Source organism: Acinetobacter sp. NBRC 110496 (genome assembly GCF_000876115.1).
GTDB lineage: Bacteria > Pseudomonadota > Gammaproteobacteria > Pseudomonadales > Moraxellaceae > Acinetobacter.
Window position 1 is genome coordinate 17510 of the sequence record NZ_BBTF01000011.1, and the last position, 20208, is coordinate 37717.

General features: G+C 42.3%; 23 protein-coding genes and 1 pseudogene. 9 read left to right on the plus strand and 15 right to left on the minus strand.

Annotated elements, in window-relative coordinates:
- The first annotated feature begins 54 nt into the window (after positions 1–54).
- Positions 55–1821, plus strand: coding sequence for an ATP-dependent endonuclease (locus Aba26S_RS07630; protein ID WP_002115233.1), 1767 nt, complete (start codon positions 55–57; stop codon positions 1819–1821).
- Here the strand turns inward: Aba26S_RS07630 and Aba26S_RS07635 are convergent.
- The 4 genes and pseudogenes from Aba26S_RS07635 to Aba26S_RS21370 form a co-directional block, all read right to left on the minus strand.
- Positions 1800–1907 (minus strand): annotated as a pseudogene (locus Aba26S_RS07635) (transposase); the annotation flags it as partial. The gene Aba26S_RS07630 and the pseudogene Aba26S_RS07635 sit on opposite strands and share 22 nt — an antisense overlap.
- Before the next feature lie 239 nt (positions 1908–2146).
- Positions 2147–2662 (minus strand): YkgB family protein, encoded by a 516-nt coding sequence (locus tag Aba26S_RS07640; protein ID WP_004911234.1) that lies wholly within the window; start codon positions 2660–2662, stop codon positions 2147–2149.
- A 137-nt stretch (positions 2663–2799) separates the two neighbouring features.
- A complete protein-coding gene (locus Aba26S_RS07645; RefSeq protein WP_043971153.1) occupies positions 2800–3354 on the minus strand; it encodes a carboxymuconolactone decarboxylase family protein in 555 nt (184 codons plus the stop codon).
- A 58-nt stretch (positions 3355–3412) separates the two neighbouring features.
- Positions 3413–3589: a peptide-methionine (S)-S-oxide reductase gene (locus Aba26S_RS21370; RefSeq protein WP_005006244.1), complete on the minus strand. Its 177-nt coding sequence runs from the start codon at positions 3587–3589 to the stop codon at positions 3413–3415.
- A gap of 852 nt (positions 3590–4441) precedes the next feature.
- Between Aba26S_RS21370 and Aba26S_RS07655 the strand changes: the two genes are divergently transcribed.
- Positions 4442–5728: a GAF domain-containing protein gene (locus tag Aba26S_RS07655; RefSeq protein WP_000257537.1), complete on the plus strand. Its 1287-nt coding sequence runs from the start codon at positions 4442–4444 to the stop codon at positions 5726–5728.
- Positions 5729–5797: 69 nt separating this feature from the next.
- Here Aba26S_RS07655 and Aba26S_RS21630 read toward each other — a convergent pair whose 3' ends face one another.
- Entirely contained in the window at positions 5798–5974 is a 177-nt protein-coding gene (locus Aba26S_RS21630) for a hypothetical protein (RefSeq protein ID WP_155770350.1), read from the minus strand.
- Between Aba26S_RS21630 and Aba26S_RS21635 the strand changes: the two genes are divergently transcribed.
- Complete coding sequence (locus Aba26S_RS21635) at positions 5933–6064, plus strand: hypothetical protein (protein WP_370538957.1); 132 nt, start codon at positions 5933–5935, stop codon at positions 6062–6064. The genes Aba26S_RS21630 and Aba26S_RS21635 overlap by 42 nt on opposite strands.
- A 281-nt stretch (positions 6065–6345) precedes the next feature.
- On the plus strand, positions 6346–7323 hold the full coding sequence (locus Aba26S_RS07665; RefSeq protein ID WP_002119794.1) for a sensor domain-containing diguanylate cyclase: 978 nt from the start codon (positions 6346–6348) through the stop codon (positions 7321–7323).
- 219 nt (positions 7324–7542) lie between these two features.
- Here the strand turns inward: Aba26S_RS07665 and Aba26S_RS07670 are convergent, their stop codons facing one another.
- From Aba26S_RS07670 to msrA, 5 genes are all read right to left on the minus strand, one after another.
- Positions 7543–8205 (minus strand): peptide-methionine (S)-S-oxide reductase, encoded by a 663-nt coding sequence (locus Aba26S_RS07670; RefSeq protein ID WP_001281573.1) that lies wholly within the window; start codon positions 8203–8205, stop codon positions 7543–7545.
- Positions 8206–8410: 205 nt separating this feature from the next.
- The gene (locus Aba26S_RS07675; RefSeq protein ID WP_011711656.1) at positions 8411–8656 is read right to left on the minus strand and encodes a glutaredoxin domain-containing protein; all 246 of its coding nucleotides are present in this window, start codon (positions 8654–8656) and stop codon (positions 8411–8413) included.
- Positions 8657–8710: 54 nt separating this feature from the next.
- Entirely contained in the window at positions 8711–9151 is a 441-nt protein-coding gene (gene msrB / locus Aba26S_RS07680; protein ID WP_005403705.1) for a peptide-methionine (R)-S-oxide reductase MsrB, read from the minus strand.
- A 31-nt stretch (positions 9152–9182) separates the two neighbouring features.
- Entirely contained in the window at positions 9183–9443 is a 261-nt protein-coding gene (locus Aba26S_RS07685) for a glutaredoxin (RefSeq protein ID WP_005403706.1), read from the minus strand.
- A gap of 3 nt (positions 9444–9446) precedes the next feature.
- Positions 9447–9920: a peptide-methionine (S)-S-oxide reductase MsrA gene (gene msrA / locus Aba26S_RS07690; RefSeq protein ID WP_005403707.1), complete on the minus strand. Its 474-nt coding sequence runs from the start codon at positions 9918–9920 to the stop codon at positions 9447–9449.
- A 138-nt stretch (positions 9921–10058) separates the two neighbouring features.
- Between msrA and Aba26S_RS07695 the strand changes: the two genes are divergently transcribed.
- Complete coding sequence (locus Aba26S_RS07695) at positions 10059–10994, plus strand: AraC family transcriptional regulator (protein ID WP_002123001.1); 936 nt, start codon at positions 10059–10061, stop codon at positions 10992–10994.
- Positions 10995–10996: 2 nt separating this feature from the next.
- On the plus strand, positions 10997–11737 hold the full coding sequence (locus tag Aba26S_RS07700; protein WP_005403709.1) for a hypothetical protein: 741 nt from the start codon (positions 10997–10999) through the stop codon (positions 11735–11737).
- 772 nt (positions 11738–12509) lie between these two features.
- On the opposite strand, the gene Aba26S_RS07705 is transcribed toward Aba26S_RS07700, so the two are convergent.
- The gene (locus Aba26S_RS07705; protein ID WP_043971159.1) at positions 12510–13703 is read right to left on the minus strand and encodes an MFS transporter; all 1194 of its coding nucleotides are present in this window, start codon (positions 13701–13703) and stop codon (positions 12510–12512) included.
- 19 nt (positions 13704–13722) lie between these two features.
- The gene (locus Aba26S_RS07710; RefSeq protein ID WP_043971161.1) at positions 13723–14142 is read right to left on the minus strand and encodes a RidA family protein; all 420 of its coding nucleotides are present in this window, start codon (positions 14140–14142) and stop codon (positions 13723–13725) included.
- An 868-nt stretch (positions 14143–15010) separates the two neighbouring features.
- Between Aba26S_RS07710 and Aba26S_RS07715 the strand changes: the two genes are divergently transcribed.
- Genes Aba26S_RS07715 through Aba26S_RS07725 form a run of 3 tightly spaced genes read left to right on the plus strand, consistent with a single transcriptional unit; the run spans position 15011 to position 17931 of the window.
- Positions 15011–16138: a Re/Si-specific NAD(P)(+) transhydrogenase subunit alpha gene (locus Aba26S_RS07715; RefSeq protein ID WP_005239676.1), complete on the plus strand. Its 1128-nt coding sequence runs from the start codon at positions 15011–15013 to the stop codon at positions 16136–16138.
- Between the two features lie 11 nt (positions 16139–16149).
- Complete coding sequence (locus tag Aba26S_RS07720; RefSeq protein ID WP_004655717.1) at positions 16150–16473, plus strand: proton-translocating transhydrogenase family protein; 324 nt, start codon at positions 16150–16152, stop codon at positions 16471–16473.
- 3 nt (positions 16474–16476) lie between these two features.
- Entirely contained in the window at positions 16477–17931 is a 1455-nt protein-coding gene (locus Aba26S_RS07725) for an NAD(P)(+) transhydrogenase (Re/Si-specific) subunit beta (protein WP_005239674.1), read from the plus strand.
- Positions 17932–17991: 60 nt separating this feature from the next.
- On the opposite strand, the gene Aba26S_RS07730 is transcribed toward Aba26S_RS07725, so the two are convergent.
- From Aba26S_RS07730 to rsfS, 3 genes are all read right to left on the minus strand, one after another.
- Positions 17992–18816 (minus strand): SDR family NAD(P)-dependent oxidoreductase, encoded by an 825-nt coding sequence (locus tag Aba26S_RS07730; protein ID WP_043971164.1) that lies wholly within the window; start codon positions 18814–18816, stop codon positions 17992–17994.
- A gap of 152 nt (positions 18817–18968) precedes the next feature.
- Positions 18969–19589, minus strand: a complete 621-nt coding sequence (locus Aba26S_RS07735) for an NUDIX hydrolase N-terminal domain-containing protein (protein ID WP_043971165.1) — start codon at positions 19587–19589, stop codon at positions 18969–18971.
- 174 nt (positions 19590–19763) lie between these two features.
- Positions 19764–20162: a ribosome silencing factor gene (gene rsfS / locus Aba26S_RS07740; RefSeq protein ID WP_004655709.1), complete on the minus strand. Its 399-nt coding sequence runs from the start codon at positions 20160–20162 to the stop codon at positions 19764–19766.
- Between the last annotated feature and the right edge of the window lie 46 nt (positions 20163–20208).

The window sequence follows — 20208 nt, forward strand, 5'->3', positions numbered from 1 at the left end:
AACCTTTGAAAAAATAGATAAAGTTACAATAACCAATGTATTTTGGGGGGAACAATGCGTATCGAAAAAGTTAGAGTTGAGGGGTATAGACTTCTTGAAGATATTGAGATTGTATTAGAAAAGAATTCAACTGTGATTGTAGGGCGAAATAATAGCGGAAAAACATCTTTTACTAGCATATTTGATTGTTTTTGTGGTGAGTCAGGAGCCCGTTTTAGGTTGGAAGATTTTTCTAGTTTGTCTCGTGAGAAGTTTTTAAATGCAAGAAAATTGAAAGAAGAGGGGGCAAGTCCAGAGCAGATATATAATACACTGCCTATAATCACTCTTTCTTTGACATTTCGATACGATAGTGATGCCCCGACTTTAGGGCCTCTTTCACCATTTATCATTGATTTAGATATGGACTCTACAACAGCGATTGCTTGTATTGAATATAGGCCTGTCTTAGCAAAAATGCATTTGTTGTTTGATATACCTCAACCACCAGTAGGTATGGAACCTCAAATACATTTTTTTAAGTGTTTACGTAATAACTTATCAAAAATTTACGAAGTGCATGTTAGTGCAATAGATCCGACGGATAAGTCTAATAAGAGAAATTTCGAGGATACTTCAGCATTCGCAGCATTATTACAATGTAACTTTGTTCAAGCACAAAGAACTCTTGATAAGACAAAGCTTGGTGAGGCTGATGTTATCGGAAAATTACTTAGTGAATTGTTTAAAACAGCTGCTGCACCAACGGCTACAGAATCTGATCAAGAGTTAGCTGCGAAATTAAAGAAATCTGTTGAAGATATTGAGCTTAATGTTCAAAGTGATTTTGACAAAATGCTCAAAAAGTTATTACCTGTTATGGGGGTGATGGGTTTTCCAAGTCTTAATGATACTGAATTAAGGCCTGAAACTTCATTAAATGTAGAGGCACTTTTGTCTGGGCATACAAAAGTTGTTTATAGTGGTACAGATGGTGTGCATTTACCTGAGGGATATAATGGTCTTGGTACGCGAAATTTAATCTATATGCTGCTACAACTTGAAAGCTATCACAAAATTTACCGATCTCAAATTACTCGCCCTTCAGCCCATTTGATATTCATTGAAGAACCTGAAGCTCATTTGCATCCACAGATGCAGGAAGTTTTTATTAATCAATTAAATGTTGCTATTCAAAAGCTTTCGAGTGCCTATCCAGCAGAAGACGTTTGGAATGTTCAGTTTATTATTACTACACATTCTTCTCATGTTGCTAATGCGGCATGTTTTGATGCAGTAAGATATTTCTATAACCAAAAAGATGCAGTGAAAAGTATTAGAAATACTAAAGTTAAAGATTTTAAAAAGGGTATGCAAACAATATCTGTTACTGATAAAGAGTTCTTGCATAAATACATGACTCTGACTAAGTGTGATCTTTATTTTGCAGATAAAGTGATTATGGTTGAGGGGACAACTGAACGGTTATTAATGCCTCGCCTCAGAGAATTAGTTGATAAATCCTTACCAGAACATCAAAAATTAGCAAGCCAGTATGTAACTTGTATTGAAGCTGGAGGAGCTCATGCTCATCTTTTTTATCCACTCCTCGACTTTCTTGAACTTAAGACTTTGGTAGTTACTGATTTAGATTCAATCAAAAAGGTGGAAAAAGAAAATAATAAAAAAAAGAAAATTAACGTATGGGAAAAATGCCCAGTAGCGGAAGGTACGCGAACCTGTAATACCGCAATAAGATATTGGTTTGCTCCTAAGGATATTAAAAAGATAGAGGATTTTCATTTATCCCCAGTAGAACTTTCAGGCAAATCTCGCCACTGAATGCCTGTGCGCATACGATAAAGTATGCCTTCCAGTGTATTTCGGTGTTCATATTTATTGTAAACACGCCCTGTCTCTTTAAGTATTTGCTTTAGGGCTTCCTAGGCGTTATCTGTTAGCATTGTCCTTGGCATAGCAACGTCCGTTCTCGGTGGTATTTTTGATTTTTGGCGAAACCATTATACCTTGTTGCTATGCCGTTCATTTTTCACTCAAAGATCAACAGCCTCTAGTAAGGCACGTACTTGAAGCACTTAAAAGATAAAAATAAAGGCTCTCTAATGTGTTTAGGAGCCATCTAACTTATAGTTGTTTCGGGTGAGGCTTATTTGTTTTTGTGCTCCAGTGCTGTAAGTGATGTACCTACGATAAATATAGACACGACAAACAAGCCTAAATCTTTTAGCAAAAACTGGCCAGGAACCACAGAGATCGCAGGAAACCCAAGAGATGCCTCAAAAACACCGGGTGTAGTCAGCATGAACGACAATGTCGTAAAAAAGAGTCCGGTTGAAAGTACACCGCCCAAGATTGCGAGCTTAGGGGAGAAAACTCGTGCAGCGATTAACAGGCCAACTGAAATTTCAAGCACACCCAGAAAATTTGAGAATCCTTGAATGCTGAGGAAGCTATACATCCACGAAAGCAGAGGGCTATTACTAACAAAACCATGTATACCGTTTGCTTCGTAGCTAGTGAATTTCATGCCACCAAACCACAAATATATTATCGTCATGGCAACGTAGATGCCACCTATACCAAACTTAGTGATTTTTGCACCGAGATTATTACTAAGGGTATTGGTAGTCTGGACACCATTTTCAATTTCGGGAATAGTCATCTTATATCTCCAATTATTTTTAGCCATGTGGACTCACTCTATGTAGCCCACTAAAATGATATGACTCTTGAGAAAAACTATATGTTTACTCGAGTCGAACCTAACTTAGGTAATTGCTGTAGTTGAGCACCAATGGATTAGACATCAATGCCTAGTGGTTGAACGGCCGGGAAGTCGACCTCGGTCTGTGTCACTTCGTTAACGTAGTTAGTGAAAGTGTTCAGGGCAACAGCCAACAGAATATCCACTACATGTGCATCACTGTAGCCAGCGTTCAGCACCGCTTGGACCTGGTCATTGCTGACTTGCCCGCGCTGGCGGACTACGGCGGCAGCAAAACGCACGGCTGCGTCGGCCTTAGGGTCATTTGATGCACCGCTGCGGTTGGCAGTGAGTTCAGCATCATCAAGCTTGGCCACCTTACGGCCTAGGAAGGAATGGGCAGCAAGGCAATAATCGCAGCCGTTGATCTCAGCGACGGCTAGGGCAATACGCTCAAGAGTCGCTGTACCCAAGCCGCCCTGTGCTGATGCTGCGCTCAATTGCAGGAAGCCAGTCAGCGCAGCAGGGCTGTTGGCAACGACGCGGAACATGTTAGGAACGCGGCCCAGTTGTTTTTCCACAGCCTTGAGTGAGGTATGGGTAGCAGTAGGCGCGGCGTCGATTGTGGTAGGGGTGTTCAAACGTGACATAAATTTCTCCTAGTGATTTGAAAGACAGCACGCTGTATTGGCGTGGAATAAATTGTATTTAAGAAGGTTCTGCTTGATAATCCGTTGCTATCAGACAGCTCATCTTCACGTCTTGCGCAGTCGCCATTTCAGTGCCACTACACACCTTCGTTGACGTCACGCCGTCCTGATTTCTAAGGAGGTCTTCGAGACCCCAAAAACACCCTCCGGCAACGATCACATAATCTAGTTTCATAAAGCCTCCTTAGTTTTCATCCACTTACTGATTAGACTGACTTTACAGCATGTAAAATAGATATAATATGTTCAATAGTTCGTATAACATGACCTATTGGACAGTTTACGTAGGGGCTATGTATGGATGCAGACTTTGGATATCAGATTAAAAGAGTTGTGAAATTAAGGGTTCACGAAAAACTGCAAATATAGGGCAAATCAGATTGTCTATACCCATAATTTAGAGCGCCCGAGCATCAGGAACTCACTGAAAGCAGACGTTTCTGAAAATAAACAAGGCACAGCGCTTGAAAATTTCGAGACATCAACGTTTTGCCAAAAGGCTAAAAATGCGTGCACTACTCATTTCGCATTTAAAGAGAGCATCGGTTATTAGGCAATAACGATGTGGCCAAAATTTGTCGACCACTACACTATCTCGTAAACGAGTTTGATAGACGTCAACTAGTACGTATTTTTAGTGTAAGGTCATATTAATGCACGATGCTAAACTCTGCTGTGAGCTAGGTAGGATGTATAAATACCATAAATATTTCAATGCTTTACTTTTTAAAGCTCAAGTGAGTTACTCAGTTCCGACTGTTGGTGGCAGATTTGGAATCTCGCGATTTGTCTTAAATGTCAGCCAAGCAAGTCTCTCGCTAATAAAGTGTTGACTATCCCTGACAAAGTAACAATTTCTTGCCATAATCAGACTTAAGCACTTTACTTAGAGTGTATGTGCGCCGCTTAATGCATCAATGCTGCTAATTCCCTGATTGACATCAATCACTTTGTTTCCTGTTTGATACTCTGAGATAAACAAGATCGAATGATGCAAAAGGGGACTATTTAAATACTGAGGGAACAAATGGCAGTAGATTTGAGCATAGAAACCGCTCTGCTCCTAGAGCGCTGGCAAGGCATTGTAAACTCGATGGCTCAAGTCGCGGAAGTGCCTTGTGTGCTGATTAATCGATTAGATAAAAACGAAATTTGTCAGGCTGTTGGCAGTGTGTCAGTACCAACTTTTTATTGCGGTGAACCTGTTCCATTGGCACTTAACACTTATTGTTCCCAAGTCATTTCCAGTAACCAGCCATTACTAGTTGAAAATGCAATCGGTACCCGATATGAAAACAATAACCCAACATTTGCAGCAGGCTTTAGTTATTACTATGGCCTGCCATTGCTTTGGCCTAGCGGAAAAACTTTCGGTACTTTGTGTATGTTGGACTTTTCAAGCCCAGATCGGGCATCACAACACTGTTCCTTACTCACACTTTTTAAGCAGGCCATTGAATACGATTTACAGATGCTTCAACAACAGCAAGATCTGCTAAAGCGTGAGCAACAAGCAGACAAAAAATTTATACAACTATTCAATGAGATGTCAAATAGGATAAGACCGGTAACTAATAATAAGTTGCTTCAATCTGAGTTGTTTGTACTTTTGACAAGCCAATACCAATACTGGCATCAGGAACTGGATAAGCAGCTTAATCAAACCGTCCTGACTGATGAAAACTCCATTCATATAGCGGCACTGGTTCGAATTTGGTCAAATTTGTTGGCGATTGCCCATGAAACAGAATGGTTGAGAGCTACGGCAGTTCTAGAACCTTATAGTTGTGATGCTGTTGCGTCACTGGTCAATGCAACTCCATTATTAGAACAAGCAGTGTATAAAACAGCGCTGACCCTTGGTGCTGATCTCGTTTTGAGGAGTCATTTGCCTAATCCACTGTTACTAAGTGGGAAACCAGAGTTATGGTCTCTGATAGGACTAGCTATCACGAGCTTTTTAGTTGTTGGCGCCAGCGGTACAAGTATAACTATTTTTGTCAGTAACCGATTAAAAGGTAAGTACAGAGTTTTGGAATGGTCCCTTCTTGTAAAAGGCCAGACGATGCCGCTGCGTTTTACCCGCGATAATCAAGCGCTTTATGGTTTTGCAACAGTATGTGCCGAGTTAGCGGGTGCTGTTCTTGAATCTGGTGAGTGGCAATTAACTGAGAGTCTTCAGCAACAGAGTCGTTATCTCAACTCAAATCGTGATCACGTTGACGACATTGAAAGCAGGAATGCTTCAAGAACTGCTAATGGCATAACCAGGCTTATCTGCTTATCGATACCGGTGATGGGAGACGATTTATAAACACTCAGCGATGATCAGCGAAGTTGTGTTTTAGTTTTCTTGTTGGCACTACATCCGGTATGGCGGCCTTTAATCTGAGAGTGACACTTGGGATAACTGAAAAACTGGCTGTGATTCTGCTGAACGGAGCTTGGTGCTAAGCATGTTGGTGTCATTCAAAGCAAGGTCAACACTGCTATTAACGTTTACGATTATCTGACGGACGTGCTGCTGCGCGTCAACCAACATCCAGTAAGCAAGGTACATGAACTAATGCCGAAGTTACGGAAAGCTCAGTTCGAAAGCGCATTACAGCGTTCAGCTCTATTTAGCAATCCCGATGCTTCGGTAAAATAAGCCACGGAAAATGCTCCGGAGGCCGCATGCACACTAAATAGATGACGTTAGACGAAGAGTTGGATTTAAACGAGCAAATTATAGAGCCTGCGACCGGAAAAGCCAAAAGTTTATAAATACAGCTAAAACTCAAATCAAGCAGGCGAATATTGTACAAAACAATACCATTGCTACAGAGATAACTTCAAGTCTGACAGATCTATGCTAGAGTTAAATCAACGATTTAATTCATTTTTCTATGCAGGATCTTTGAAAAATGCAGTAGAAAAACGGAGAAGTACATGACCTTTAGTTTAGCTCAAACAGCTAGTGCAGAAACCACACTAAAAGCACCTGCTGAAGCAGATCAGAACCTGCGGGATATCACTGAACTGGCGTGTTATATCTGTGATGCACCAGTGGCTATGGTGACGCGAACCGATGACACAAAGCTGAATCTAATTGCAAAAGTTGGTATTTCGCGTACCTCTGTATTAATTAAAGAGTCCTTTTGCGTGTATGCAATGGAAACACCTGATGCGGTAATGGTGGTCCCTGACGCTACTTTAGATCACAGATTCAGTACCAATGCTATGGTGATTTCAGGACCTGGCTACCGATTTTATGCTGGCTCGCCGCTGATTGATCCCGAAGGTGCAGTGATTGGTACTATTTGTGTCTATGATCATGTTCCTAAGCAGCTGAACCAGCGGCAGATAAGCTCTTTGCAGGCTCTGTCCAGACAAGTGATCGCCATACTGGAGCTGAAAAAAGTCGGCGAACAATTACATAATACCAGCATGACGGATGCGCTGACAGGGGTGAACAACAGAAGAGCTTTTGACCTCAAGTTTGAAGCTGAATTTGCTCGCTGGCAAAGAACAGGACAATCTTTTGTACTGGCATTGATTGATATTGATCACTTTAAGAGTTTTAACGACAGCTATGGTCATGCCGCAGGAGATGAGGCACTGAGTCAAGTCGCGGCTCTGTTTCAGCGCCATAGCAGGAACTATGACTTTTTCGCCCGTTATGGTGGTGAAGAGTTTGTGCTGATCCTGCCAGGCACAGACACAGCGTCCGCAAATAAAACACTGGAAAAGTTAAGGCTGGTAGTGGCTAACCATGAGTGGTTATTACGACAATTAACGGTCAGCATAGGTTTGGCCAGCGCTGATTTATTTGACGACAAAAAGCAGTTGCTCGAAGTCGCCGATCAGATGTTATACAAAGCTAAAACCCAAGGCCGCAATCAAACCAGTGTGTTCGCCACACTGTAAGAGATCTGTTCATGCTGCGCTGATCTCAAGACCTCATAAAAACTGAGGTCTTGCTTCGGTCGATAAGCTGGTCTGATATTGGCATTATTTATTCCTTTCAAATACATGGGTAATGCGACTTACACAGATTTTTTATGCTCTCTTGGACTCCATGTGAAGGAGATCGTCACATTCTTTACATATAGAAAATAGAGTTCTTTAGCCAGCTGCAATTTCAGATTAACCGATTCGGTAAGCTTTCTGCATTTCCGGAGACAACTTTTTTAGCCAGCTTGAGAGACTGAAGCCTTTTCTATCGGTACTATTTAATTTAGTAAAATACAGATGTTCATCCCAGCGAGGACCGAAATCTACTTCTGCAAGACTTACAAGCTGTTTGTTTCTGCGAAGACGATGCTTTTGATGGTAATCTTCGGCGGGCCAAAAATAACCATTTTGTTCTCCGGCCTCAATCACCTCGGGAGATTTCTCCTTTCCAATCGCTTGAATCAGTTCTTCAGCTACTTGTTTTTGCTCCAGATCAAAAACAAAAAGTATCTGGCGATACTGGCCCTGCTTTCTACCATGAACAGACCATGATTCAAAACTTCCAAGAAGTTCCCTGTAGCTGATTTGGTCTTTATCGTAGATCACTCTGACGACTTCGGCGTGTCCGTTGATGTTGCGGTAACTCGGATCCAGAGTTGATGCTCCAGCGTAGCCAACACGTGTTTGCACTACTCCCTGCGTCCCTCCAAAATTAGAATCCGGTCCCCAAAAGCAACCCATGCCGAAAACCGTTTGACTAAGCTTCCCGATTTTCAATGCTTCTTCGATTGCTTCAGGGGTTGCAAATTCATAGCTTTCAACACCGTCTTCTTTATTCATTTTTAGATCCGACATATTTTTCACCTAACTTTCAAAAATTGAAGCCACTCCCATTCCTCACGCCGTGCAAACGACGATAAGACCACGTTTTCCAACACCAGCTTGATGAAGTATCTTTGCTAAAACTCCGCAGCATGTTTCTTGGTAACACAACTGCGGAAAATTGCTGTAATCATTGATCTTACTGCTTATTAAGTTATTAATAATTCTAAAAAACTCATTATTTCATTGAAGCTTCCAACCACCTGTCAAGGTCCTTGAACTTGGGGTTTCTCAGCTTCTTTGTCCCAACCACTATTGTCGGGAAATTCAGCTTTCCGTTCGAATAGAGGGAGCACAGTTCATCAGCAGCCGCGTCGTCTTCATGAACATCCAAAAAAACAAACTGGCTCCCTTTTTCTTGCAAGTACGAATGGTAAATCTTGGTTTTATGGCAGTCTTTATGACCGAACAGCTTAATCAACACGAACGGCTCCTTTTTTCAAAAGGTTCACTTTCATAAACCCCCTCGATTTAAAAATTATTCTACAAACTTCAATGACTCCGAGTTAATACAGAATCGGACCCCTGATGGCTCAGGACCGTCTGGAAAAGCGTGCCCCAGATGGGCTTCGCACACATTGCATAGCACTTCGATTCTGCGCCCGAAGGTCGTATCCAGTTCATATTGAATTACGTTGTCTGCGACTGGCTCAGAAAAACTCGGCCATCCCGTTCCCGAATCGAACTTTAGGTTCGAGTCAAAGAGTTCGGTGTCGCAGCCCACACAGGCGTACCTTCCAGCTTCATAAAATGAACAGAGTTCTCCGGTGTGCGCGCGTTCGGTGCCTTTCATCCGCATGACCCGAAATTGCGCTGGCGTCAGAATTTCTTTCCACTCTTCCTCGCTCTTTTCTACTTTTTTGGGAGGCGCGGGAGTGCCGTTATCCAGGTAGTTGTAAATGCTTTTCCAATTGAACATATATTTGCTCCTTTATTTTAGGGTTCACTCTTTAGCTATCAATCCACGAGAAGAAGTCTGTAGCACTACCAATGAATTCTCCATCCACAAAAACTTGCGGTACAGTTTGGAGATTTGTTCTTTCCTTCAACTCCAGGTAAGTCTTCGGATCGTCGTCTACGCGAATTTGTTTGAAATCGACCTTTTCAGCAGTTAGGTAATTCTTCACGCGTGCGCAAAATGGACAATGGTCTTTCGTATAAATAACAACATTCTTAAGTGCTTTCATTTTTTCCTCGTTCATTTGGTTCATGATTTAGTCTCTTTCAAAATGGCAAGAGTATCCGCTGGGATTCCTCTGCAAATAGTTTTGGTGATATGCCTCAGCGTCGTAGAATTCTTTTTCCAGGGTGACGGTCGTGACCACTTCATTCTCGAAGCGACCGATCTCATTGACCTCATCAATCACGTTTTCGATAATCGCTTTCTGTGCATCGTCACGATAGAACGCTGCCGAGCGATACGAAGTGCCAACATCATTTCCTTGGCGATTCTTCGTAGTCGGATCATGGATTTTGAAAAAGTAATGTAGAATCTCTTCGAGAGATATTTCGTCTTGGTCGTATTCCACGCGAACCGCTTCGGCGTGCCCCGTTTTCCCTGTTATAATATCGGCGTAGGTAGGATCATCAAAATCTCCGCCAGAGTAGCCCACCTTCGTTGACGTCACACCGTCCAGACTCCTAAGGAGGTCTTCGAGACTCCAAAAACACCCTCCGGCAACGATCACATTATTTATTTTTCATAAAGCCTCCTTGGTTTTTATCTATTTACTAATGGAACTGAATTTACAGCATGTAAAATAGATATAACATGCTCAATAGTTCGTATAATGTGACTTATTAGACAGTTTACGTAGGAGCTATATATGGATGTTCTCAGTGAAATTTTAGATAAGGTAGAGCTTACTAGCAGCTACTGGTATAGAACCTCATTTGCGGGAGACTGGGGCATCAGCCTCCCGCAGGAAGAGAATCTAGCGAGATTTCACATCGTGACTCATGGCGAGTTTTGGTATGAGGTGCCAAAACTTAAACTTAAAGCATTGGCGGAGCAGGGCGATATTTTGATCTTTTTCAAAGGGATGGAGCACACCATGGCCAGTGCACCAAAAATCAAGGCCGAGCCTGCGGTCGAATTTAGAGCTAAAGCCAACCTCACCGAAGCTCAAGTTTTGGAATACGGTGATCAGAGCAAGCTCAAAGCCAACGTCGTTTGCGGACATTTTTGTTTTAATGGCGGACCCGATCATCCATTCTTAAATTCGCTGCCAAATGTCGTGCATATCAAGAGTGCTGATAACTCCCACTCGCCTTGGCTTGCCATGCTTTTAAGTATTATAGAGCAGGAAGCAAAATCAGGGCTTCCTGGAAGCAACACGTTAGTCAGAAAGCTGACCGAAATTATCTTCGTGCAAGCGTTAAGAATCCACATGTACAAATCCAATAAAAATGCTGGATTCTTCAAACTGATCGAAAATCCGCAACTCAGCAAAACCTTGGAAGCTATTCATCATAGTCTCGATAAAAAATGGGGTCTTGACGATCTCGCCGGGATTGCGGGGATGTCGCGTACGAACTACAGCGTCAAATTTAAGGAGCTGTCAGGCATGACACCTCTTGATTATTTAACCTATTGTCGGCTTGAAAAAGCAAAGCAGCTGCTTAAAGAATCCGGTAAGTCTGTTCCCGAAGTGAGTGAAGCCATTGGGTATCCGGCACATGAACACTTTCAAAAGTTGTTTAAGAAAAAAATTGGCAAAACTCCTAGCGCGTACAGAAAAGAAAATTCTGAAAAGGTGTAAAAATGAATATCTATAACTCTCCTGTTACCAAAATAGCTTTCTGGGTCATAGTCATTGGTGGTGCGGCTTGCCTGCTTATCCCTTTGTTTGCACCTCTTCTTCCGCTGCAATATTTGAAAGGTTATGGCGAAATAGGAGATGTTCTTGGAGGTATTTCAAGCCCATTTCTACAAATTCTGGGTTCAGTGCTTCTCTTTCTGGTGTTAAAAGCTCAGATTGACGCTAATGGCATCCTCCATCAGCAAATCGAAAAGGAATATACGAAGGAGCAACTGAGGCACGAGTTGAATCAGCTTCACGAACTTTATATGTTCGTCGAAAGAAACATTAAAAATTTTAGCTACGATCAGGAAAAGATGATTGATGGCAAGTCGCAAATGATCCTTTTGCATTCCCGGCGAGCGATTAAATGTTTCATTGAGGATCTAGAGAGCTTAGATGTTGATATTCACAAAGATGACGACATTTTAAGGTTCGACGGGGTTAAAGAAATTATGAGCATTTTGAACAGCGTTGACCTATATTTCGACAAAATCAAAGACAGCGAGATTGCACCTTATCATAAGAGTTTTTATAAAACGCTTATGCAGCACGAACTTCTCTTCAGCGTTTTTCCTTATCAAGATCTCGACAATCAAGCGTACCTAAAACAAGAGCATTGCCCAGAGTGTGGTGAATATCATGCAAATTATCCGCCACTGATTTATGACCGGTTACAGAAAATTAAAAAAAGTTTCTCCTGATGTATTATGGATATTTATTCGGTATCGGTCCTACCAAAAAGCTATTTGTAGTATCTCGAGTACGTGCTGTGGTGTAGTAATTCCAATCTTAGAAAACTCAAAGCTTATTCTGAAACTATCGGAATTGTCGGTTGGGTGAGACTTAGTCGCCCCGTAAAGCCTTATCGGGGCGGCAAAGATAACTTTTTATATCACTGCTATTGATGACGTCCTTTGTTTACTAAAGTTGTAAGCCCTTATTCTTTGTTTTAGACCTTCAACCACTCCGGGCTTGTCACTAGGAGAGTCCCCTTGGCTAACCTTAGCCGTCAGATCGTATTCAGCGATTTCTAGCCGGTCCCCCTGAATCATTTTACGCCAACCGTTCCACAACTTAGGGTCAAGCTCTTCGGTACGCCAACCATCGGTCGGTTCGCTCCGACTCGCTAAAGCCAGATCCCTGATTTGGTTCTGGAGCGTTAGATCGTCAATCATTGTTTGGGAGTGAGAATGTTGAGGGATTAAGTTTTGATACAAAAGATTAAACTTACACCAATTTTACGCCATGGAATTTTAATATTTTTATAAATTATTGATATTTAATATATATTTTAAATTTATTGTCCAATCCATCATCGGCGCGACGGAAATACGTGGCTGTAATGATTCAAGTGATTGCATAAACAGATCTCGGATGTGGACAAGCAAAGAAAGGGCAGCATTATACGAGTTTTGTGTCCAATTCACCAATGCTGATCCCTAACACTTCAATTTTTACTAATAGAATGAAGATCTAGAAAGTGACCATGTTTTTTTTCTTCGTCGAAAGATAATCCAGCAAGCTAAACAGCATACAGGCAACCACCAGACTGATACCAGCTAAGCAAGTCATGCTCCAGCCACCATGATTCCAGGCAAAAATACCCAAGGCTGAACCACAGGCCCCCCCAGTAAAATACGCAGTCATATAAATGGCATTGATCCGTGATTTCGCATCTGGGCGTAAACGGAAAATTACACTCTGATTACTGGTATGCACCAAGGCTAAAGCTAACTGAATCAAGGCAAAGCCGAGGATATAACTGATTAAAAAGGTTTGCCCAAAATAGAAGCAGATCCAGCTTAAGATAAACAAGCCACAACCTATCCACGTCAGTTGGCTGGTTAAGCCTTGATCGGCATATTTACCAATATATTGGGTCGAGAGCGCCCCAAAGATCCCGACCAGAGGCACCATCCCGATCAATAGATCTTGAAGATGATGGGCAGAGGTCAGTAGTAGCGCGATAGTAGAATACAAAATACTGACTGCGGCAAAAGCAAATCCGCCTGCAAGTGCACGTAACACCAAACGTTTCTCTTGTTTGAGCAGTTGTGCCATGGAGACAAAGACTTGTCCGTAATTCATTTTCATTCGCATGGCATAAGGTAAACGGCTTTTCAAGGCATAGGCCAAGATCAGCATCAGCACGCCACTCACTACATAAATGACCTTCCAATGAAACAGATTAGAAAACAAACCTGCCAAACTGGTGGAGAGTAAAATACCGACCAGTAAACCACTCATTAAAAAGCCAATGACTTCACCTGTTTTTTCAGGTTTCACTGTCATGGTTGCAAGTGGGATTAATACCTGTGCTGCGACAGAGAACAGTCCTGCCATAATGGTACCGAGCCAAAGCATTGGTAAGTTGACAGAAAAGGCACTGATGAATAAGCCAACAGCGCAAAATACCATGAGTAAAGGAATGAATTTGGTCTTATTGACTACATCACGCATTGGCACAATAAACAACAGGCCAAGCGCATAAGACACTTGAGCAAAGGTTACCGTAAGAGCTGCTTGACCTTCGGTCACTGCAAAATACTGCTGAATTGAGTGAATTAAAGGCTGACTATAATAGTTGGCACCCGCACATAAACCACATGCTGCAGCCATAAACCAAAGTAAGGTTTTATTTTGACTAATATCTTGAGGGGCAGACATAATTTTCTCTATCCAAGGTTTATGCGGTATAGGCTGTGGCTTCAATTTCAATTTGCATGCCTGTCAATGCCAAGCGTGAGACTGGAATGAGGGTACATGCAGGAAAAGCATGGTTCTTCCACAGGTCTTGTATGACTTGAATCAGGAGCTGATGTTTTTCAGCATTATGCTCAACCACCAAAATACGTAAAACAGCAATATCTGACAGTTGTGCCTGTGCGGATGCTAAAGCGTGCTGAATATTATAGAAGACTTGTTGTACCTGTTGGTCAAAATCTTCAGAAAGCTCACCATTTTTATTTTCACCCCCCTGACCTGCAATATGAATGCAGCGCATGTTGGGCGGCACAATCACAAGATGGCTATAGCCATTGTTGCGTGGATCATAAAGCTCACTTGGGTTGATCATTTTAAATGTTACTGTCTTGATCTGTTTCATCGTTAAAACATCACATTGAAGATGGAGATGACTCAGTATCAAAGCTCAAGTTAACTTTAGGTCAAGGGGTTGAATCAAAAAAGTGCATTTGCTGTGATAAAAAATCGATTTTGAAATATTTTGATAGTTTTTATCTTTGAACTGAATGAGTTATATCATCTGTTGCTTAATATTTGCACCATTACTGTGCAATAAAGCAGCTTTTGCTAGACAAAACCATACAAATATCACTTGAAAAAATGGTAATACAAGTTTTTTTCATTCTTTTAAATTTTTCTGAGCAATTTACTTCAACTCATTCAGATTTACTGATAAAGCGAAATATGGTTCTATTGCCGCGATTTAAATGATCATCATCGGCAGATTGCTAAAAACTAGCCAAACAGACCATGAGAAATTGCAGAGTAGCCAATCCCTTGCAGCAACTGCATGATTATGATGCCGATTCAAGCCATACATCAGCAGAGCCAAAAAGAAACGATCTAAGCTAATTAAAATGGATTAGGTGGTGCTGTTTCTGCGATGGGGAATGACAATTCGGATTATGCAATAGATATCGCTTTGATCTTCTGAAACAGGAAGACAGAAAGCATAAAAATGAACAGATCGATTGCAAAAAGAATTGCATTTTTATACGGACTGGAAATGAAAAGTAAGGTTTGCCTGATCAAAAGGCAAACCTGCGGATCATACCTGCTCTGAATATAAATGTGAATCATCAGTTCAAAATATAGGTATTTATTAAATAAATATTGGGTGGAAATTTAAAAAACTTCCATTAGAATCCAAATTTCTACAAAGAATACTCCTGGGGGAAACATTGCTCTTGGCGATGTTTACTTAAGAAAAACTAGCTTGAGGAACGCTCATGCAGATCGGAATCCCAACCGAAACTGTTGCAGGTGAAAGTCGCGTAGCGGCAACACCAGAGACAGTGAAGAAGTTGATTAACGCAGGTCATAGTATTGTTATTGAACGTGGTGCTGGTATTAAAGCGGCGTACATTGACAGTGCTTATGAACAAGTTGGCGCAACCATTACGGACGATGCATATACAGGTAGCCAAATTATTTTGAAGGTTCGCGCCCCTAAAGGTGACGAAATTCAGAAGCTTGCGGCGAATACGACTGTCATTGCAATGTTTGACCCTTATCGCAATCCAGAACTAGACCAGTTTGCAACTCAGCAAGTGTCTGCTTTTGCGTTGGAATTACTGCCACGTACGCTATCCCGCGCACAAAACATGGACGTACTTTCTTCTCAAGCAAACTTGGCGGGCTATAAGTCTGTATTGTTAGCTGCGGCTGAATATCAACGTATGTTCCCAATGTTAATGACGGCTGCGGGTACTGTAAAACCTGCACGTGTCGTGATTATGGGGGTTGGTGTTGCAGGTCTTCAAGCGATTGCGACTGCGAAACGTTTGGGTGCGGTTGTAGAAGCAACAGATTTGCGCCCAACAGCAAAAGAGCAGGTTGAATCTCTAGGCGGCAAATGGCTAGACGTGCCAATGTCCGATGAAGAAAAACAACGTGCTGCTGAAGCTGCGAAAAGCGGTTATGGTTGGCAGCCGGGTGAGCAATACATCAAAGATCAAGCTGCGATTGTAGATAAAGCTGTATCAAATGCTGACATCGTAATCACCACTGCATTGATTCCAGGTCGTAATGCTCCGCGTTTAATTAAAGCTGAAACCGTTGCCAAAATGAAACCGGGTTCTGTCATTTTAGATATGGCAGTTGAGACGGGTGGTAACGTTGAAGGTTCTAAAGAAGGCGAAACAGTCACAACTGAAAATGGTGTGAAGATTTTGGGTATTCCAAATATTCCAGGCACAGTTGCGACTGAAGCATCTGCACTGTATGCACGTAACGTTTTTAACTTCCTTGAGACATTATTCGACAAAGACAAAGCCTTTGTGATCAATCAGGAAGATGAAATCCAAAAAGCGTTACTCGTGACTCATGGCGGTCAAGTACTGCTCAAGCGCGGTTAAGGAGAGTTCTCATGGTTGAAACGATTACAATTTTCGTCCTTGCCATCTTTGTTGGTTATTACGTGGTGTGGGGAGTAACGCCTGCGTTACATACACCATTAATGGCGGTAACCAATGCGTTGTCTTCCATTATTGTGGTTGGCGCGATGATCCAAACAGTGGGTATGCCTGCGATTGGTGTAGATGCTAACGTTGCATTCCAAAGTGTAAACGTGGTGAGTATCCTTGGTGCGATTGCTGTATTTTTGGCAAGTATCAACATCTTCGGTGGCTTTGCTGTAACTGCTCGTATGCTTGAAATGTTCAAGCCGAAGCAAAAGAAAAAAGAGGGCTAAGCAATGGAATTCATTCGAGACTATGCGGATTGGTTCTACCTCATTGGTGCTGTCCTCTTTATCTTAACTTTACGTGGCTTGTCTGGTCCTAAGACTGCGATTGCGGGTAACCGCTACGGTATGATCGCAATGGCGATTGCTGTAGTCACCACTTTCTTTGTTGCTGAACATCCTGTTGTTTGGATGATCGGTGGTGCAATGGTATTGGGTGCGGTTGTGGGTATCGCACGTGCGAAAACAGTGCCAATGACACAAATGCCTGAGACGGTTGCGTTGATGCACTCTCTGGTGGGTTTGGCTGCGGTATTGATTGCAATTGCGGCGATTCTACACAACAACCAACTCACTGCATTATTTGAGCAAAATGAAGCTGCTTTAACGGCTGCGGGTGTTCAACATGCACATATGAGTGGCGTGCATTTATTTGAATTATTTGTCGGTTGTTTTGTGGGTGCGATTACCTTTACAGCATCTGTCTTTGCTTACGGTAAATTGGCGGCAAAGAAATGGGCAAAAACAATTTCGGGTGCATGGGTTAAACCTGTTCAAGCGATCATCTTTATTGCGATGCTTGCATGTGGGTTCACATTCTTCACTACAGGTAACATGACTGCGTTCTGGGCAATGACAGCACTTGCACTTGCATTTGGCTGGGTGTGGATTGCACCAGTCGGTGGTGGTGATATGCCAGTTGTGGTATCGCTTTTGAACTCATTCTCTGGTTGGGCAGCAGCAGGTATTGGTTTCACACTTGAAAACAATATGTTGATCGTTGCGGGTTCACTGGTTGGTTCTTCGGGTGCGATTCTGTCTTACATCATGTGTAAGGCGATGAACCGTTCAATCATCAACGTATTGTTTGGTGGTGCAATGGGTGGTGCGGCAGTTGCATCGGCAGATAAAGGTGAGCAAGTTCAACGTAATCATCGTTCTGGTTCAGCAGATGACGCAGGCTTCCTGATGTCAAATGCAGATAGCGTTGTGATCGTACCAGGTTATGGTATGGCGCAAGGTCGTGCACAGAATGCGGTGAAAGAATTGTGTGAAATCTTGAAAGAGCAGGGCGTAAAAGTTCGCTTTGCGATTCACCCCGTTGCTGGTCGTATGCCGGGTCACATGAACGTATTGTTGGCAGAAGCAGATGTTGCATATGAAGACATCTTGGAAATGGATGAGATCAACTCCGATTTTCCTGCAACAGACGTGGTACTGGTGATTGGTGCGAATGACGTGGTGAATCCTGCGGCGAAAGATGATCCAAGCTCACCGATCTACGGTATGCCGATCCTTGAGGCACATAAAGCGCGTACCATTATGGTGATCAAGCGTTCTATGGCAACAGGTTATGCTGGCCTAGACAATGACTTGTTCTACAATGAAAAAACCATGATGATCTTTGGTGATGCCAAGAAAGTTGTGGAAGATATGACCAAAGCAATCAATGGTGGTGGTCACTAATTTGACCTAATCAGGATTGTAAAAGCCACCTTCGGGTGGCTTTTTGATTTGGCTGATTTTTTAAAGAAACTTTTCGACCAATTGCATAGATTGTTGATAGAGGTCTCGTGCCAATGGCTGATTTTTGGCATGTGAAGATTTCCAGTCAGGCATATGTGCACTGACATATTCACCATTGCGTTTTTCCCATTCATCGCCAATCGCCATTTGGGTAATGAGATTTGCAGGAACTGAGGTCGGAACTAGACCTAATTTCATCGCCGCATAAACAGGTTTAGGTAGCTCGCGATAAATATCCGAAGCGACGCCCCCAGGGTGTAGCGCATTATTGGTAATTGAGCTATCTGCCAGTTGCTCCGCCAAAGCATTGCTGAACAGTAAATTCGCGAGCTTAGATTGTCCATAATAAAATAGCGGATTATAAAAACCCTCTGCGCGGAATTTGTTGGGTTTGATTGAGCCTGCCCAATGTGCAATTGAGGCCAAATGCACAATACGTGCTTGAGGAGATTGCTTTAAAACGGGAAGCAGTTTTTGGGTCAATAGAAAATGACCGAGATAATTGACACCAAACTGTTGCTCGAAGCCATCAGCAGTCAGCTGTTTGGTTTTGGCAAATAGGCCTGCATTGTTGATCAATACATCCAGATTGCCATAACGATCTGCGATTTCATCAGCGGCTTTTCGAGTCAATTCAAGGCTGTTGAGGTCGAGGGAGATGAGGTCAACTTGCCCTTGATCGAGTGCACGTAATTTGTTTTGTGCTGCTTGGGCTTTCTGGGGATTGCGGCAGGCCAGAATGACATGTTGCCCTTGTTTAACCAACTGTTCTGCTGTGGCAAAACCAATGCCTGTATTGGCGCCTGTAATCAGTATTTTTTTCACGTCCTGTACTCCAGTTATGCTATTTCTTGGTGGATTTCAACAATCTGTATAGTGCTGTAGTTTTGACAATTTGTCATGTCAAATTTAAAGGTGGGAGATGACTGGCATTTGGAGTGCAGTGCGGAAGGGAGATCTATCTGTTAAGTAAGAGGCTAATCGAAGTAAGTATTCTCTGGGAGTCCATGTCGTAATTCAAAAAACTGATGGATTTGTGCTTCTGTAACACGCGCCGTTGAAATCGGGGGTAATTCATCCTTATCAAAGAAAGCAACTTCAGAAGTTTCGATGCTTGGCTTGAGTTCACCACCAATCAGTTCACACCAAAAGAAGGCTTTATAGACATGCAGGAACATAGCAGGGTGAGGATGCTTTCTACGATCGGTGAGTGCGAGCAGCTTGGTCGCTCTGACTTGTAATCCAGTTTCTTCAAGCACTTCTTTTTCTACATTTTCAGCGGCGGAATAGCCAACATCTGCCCAACCTCCAGGGATCGACCATAAGCCATCCTGTGTTTCTTTAGCTAATAGCAGTTTATTGTCTTTAAATACAACAGCGCGAACATCAATTTTAGGTGTTGCATAGCCAATATCTTGCAATACATTGGGAATAAAGAGAGTGGTGTCAATTTCTTCTAATTCCATCAGGGTGCGGACGTGATCAAGTAGCTGTTGATAGCGTTCTTTATCGTACACATCTTTGCTGTAGTACAAACCTGATTGAGCCAATCCTGTAATTTTATTGAGTGTTTCAATCCATGCCGCTGAATCTTTCATTTTATTCTAGGTGATTGAGGAGAGGGTTTAATACTAGCATTGCTATTCTATTTTACAAGGAATGGTCGGAAATCTAGAGCTAAATCGGCTTATAGCGTATCTGTGTATAGAATCTCTTTTGACTTGAATACGCTATAAAAAAAGCGACCTATTCGGTCGCTTTTTTGAGGAGCTTTACGCTACAGACTCTGGCGCACGCCATAAGCTTTCTAAATCATAGAACTTACGCGCGGTTGGTAGCATGACATGTACCACAACAAAACCGAGGTCGATTAAGATCCACTCAGCATCGCGTTCACCTTCGACACCGATTGGGCGGAAACCTGCTTTACGTGCTTCATCAGCAACATTATCTGCAAGGGCTTTAACATGACGCGTTGATGTACCGCTTGCAATCACAATTGCATCGGCAACATTGCTGATCGTACTTACGTCAAGTTCAAGAATATCTTTGGCTTTTACATCAGTGAGAGCTTCATGTACAACGTTTAGGCATGCTTGTACATCTTTGTTCGCTGTTTTGATTTTTAGATCGTGAGAATTAGAAGCGCTGGGCGATGGTTCTAAATTCATAGAGGGTATATTTTCCTGACAATTGCTCATCATCAAATATACCGTT

Bases quoted from the DNA above. Each gene is read 5' to 3' on its own strand.
- Aba26S_RS07630 (WP_002115233.1), top strand. From the start codon at position 55: ATGCGTATCGAAAAAGTTAGAGTTGAGGGGTATAGACTTCTTGAAGAT.
- Aba26S_RS07640 (WP_004911234.1), bottom strand. From the start codon at position 2,662: ATGACTATTCCCGAAATTGAAAATGGTGTCCAGACTACCAATACCCTT.
- Aba26S_RS07645 (WP_043971153.1), bottom strand. From the start codon at position 3,354: ATGTCACGTTTGAACACCCCTACCACAATCGACGCCGCGCCTACTGCT.
- Aba26S_RS21370 (WP_005006244.1), bottom strand. From the start codon at position 3,589: ATGAAACTAGATTATGTGATCGTTGCCGGAGGGTGTTTTTGGGGTCTC.
- Aba26S_RS07655 (WP_000257537.1), top strand. From the start codon at position 4,442: ATGGCAGTAGATTTGAGCATAGAAACCGCTCTGCTCCTAGAGCGCTGG.
- Aba26S_RS21630 (WP_155770350.1), bottom strand. From the start codon at position 5,974: ATGTACCTTGCTTACTGGATGTTGGTTGACGCGCAGCAGCACGTCCGT.
- Aba26S_RS07665 (WP_002119794.1), top strand. From the start codon at position 6,346: ATGACCTTTAGTTTAGCTCAAACAGCTAGTGCAGAAACCACACTAAAA.
- Aba26S_RS07670 (WP_001281573.1), bottom strand. From the start codon at position 8,205: ATGTCGGATCTAAAAATGAATAAAGAAGACGGTGTTGAAAGCTATGAA.
- msrB (WP_005403705.1), bottom strand. From the start codon at position 9,151: ATGTTCAATTGGAAAAGCATTTACAACTACCTGGATAACGGCACTCCC.
- Aba26S_RS07685 (WP_005403706.1), bottom strand. From the start codon at position 9,443: ATGAACCAAATGAACGAGGAAAAAATGAAAGCACTTAAGAATGTTGTT.
- Aba26S_RS07695 (WP_002123001.1), top strand. From the start codon at position 10,059: ATGGATGTTCTCAGTGAAATTTTAGATAAGGTAGAGCTTACTAGCAGC.
- Aba26S_RS07700 (WP_005403709.1), top strand. From the start codon at position 10,997: ATGAATATCTATAACTCTCCTGTTACCAAAATAGCTTTCTGGGTCATA.
- Aba26S_RS07705 (WP_043971159.1), bottom strand. From the start codon at position 13,703: ATGTCTGCCCCTCAAGATATTAGTCAAAATAAAACCTTACTTTGGTTT.
- Aba26S_RS07710 (WP_043971161.1), bottom strand. From the start codon at position 14,142: ATGAAACAGATCAAGACAGTAACATTTAAAATGATCAACCCAAGTGAG.
- Aba26S_RS07715 (WP_005239676.1), top strand. From the start codon at position 15,011: ATGCAGATCGGAATCCCAACCGAAACTGTTGCAGGTGAAAGTCGCGTA.
- Aba26S_RS07720 (WP_004655717.1), top strand. From the start codon at position 16,150: ATGGTTGAAACGATTACAATTTTCGTCCTTGCCATCTTTGTTGGTTAT.
- Aba26S_RS07725 (WP_005239674.1), top strand. From the start codon at position 16,477: ATGGAATTCATTCGAGACTATGCGGATTGGTTCTACCTCATTGGTGCT.
- Aba26S_RS07735 (WP_043971165.1), bottom strand. From the start codon at position 19,589: ATGAAAGATTCAGCGGCATGGATTGAAACACTCAATAAAATTACAGGA.
- rsfS (WP_004655709.1), bottom strand. From the start codon at position 20,162: ATGAATTTAGAACCATCGCCCAGCGCTTCTAATTCTCACGATCTAAAA.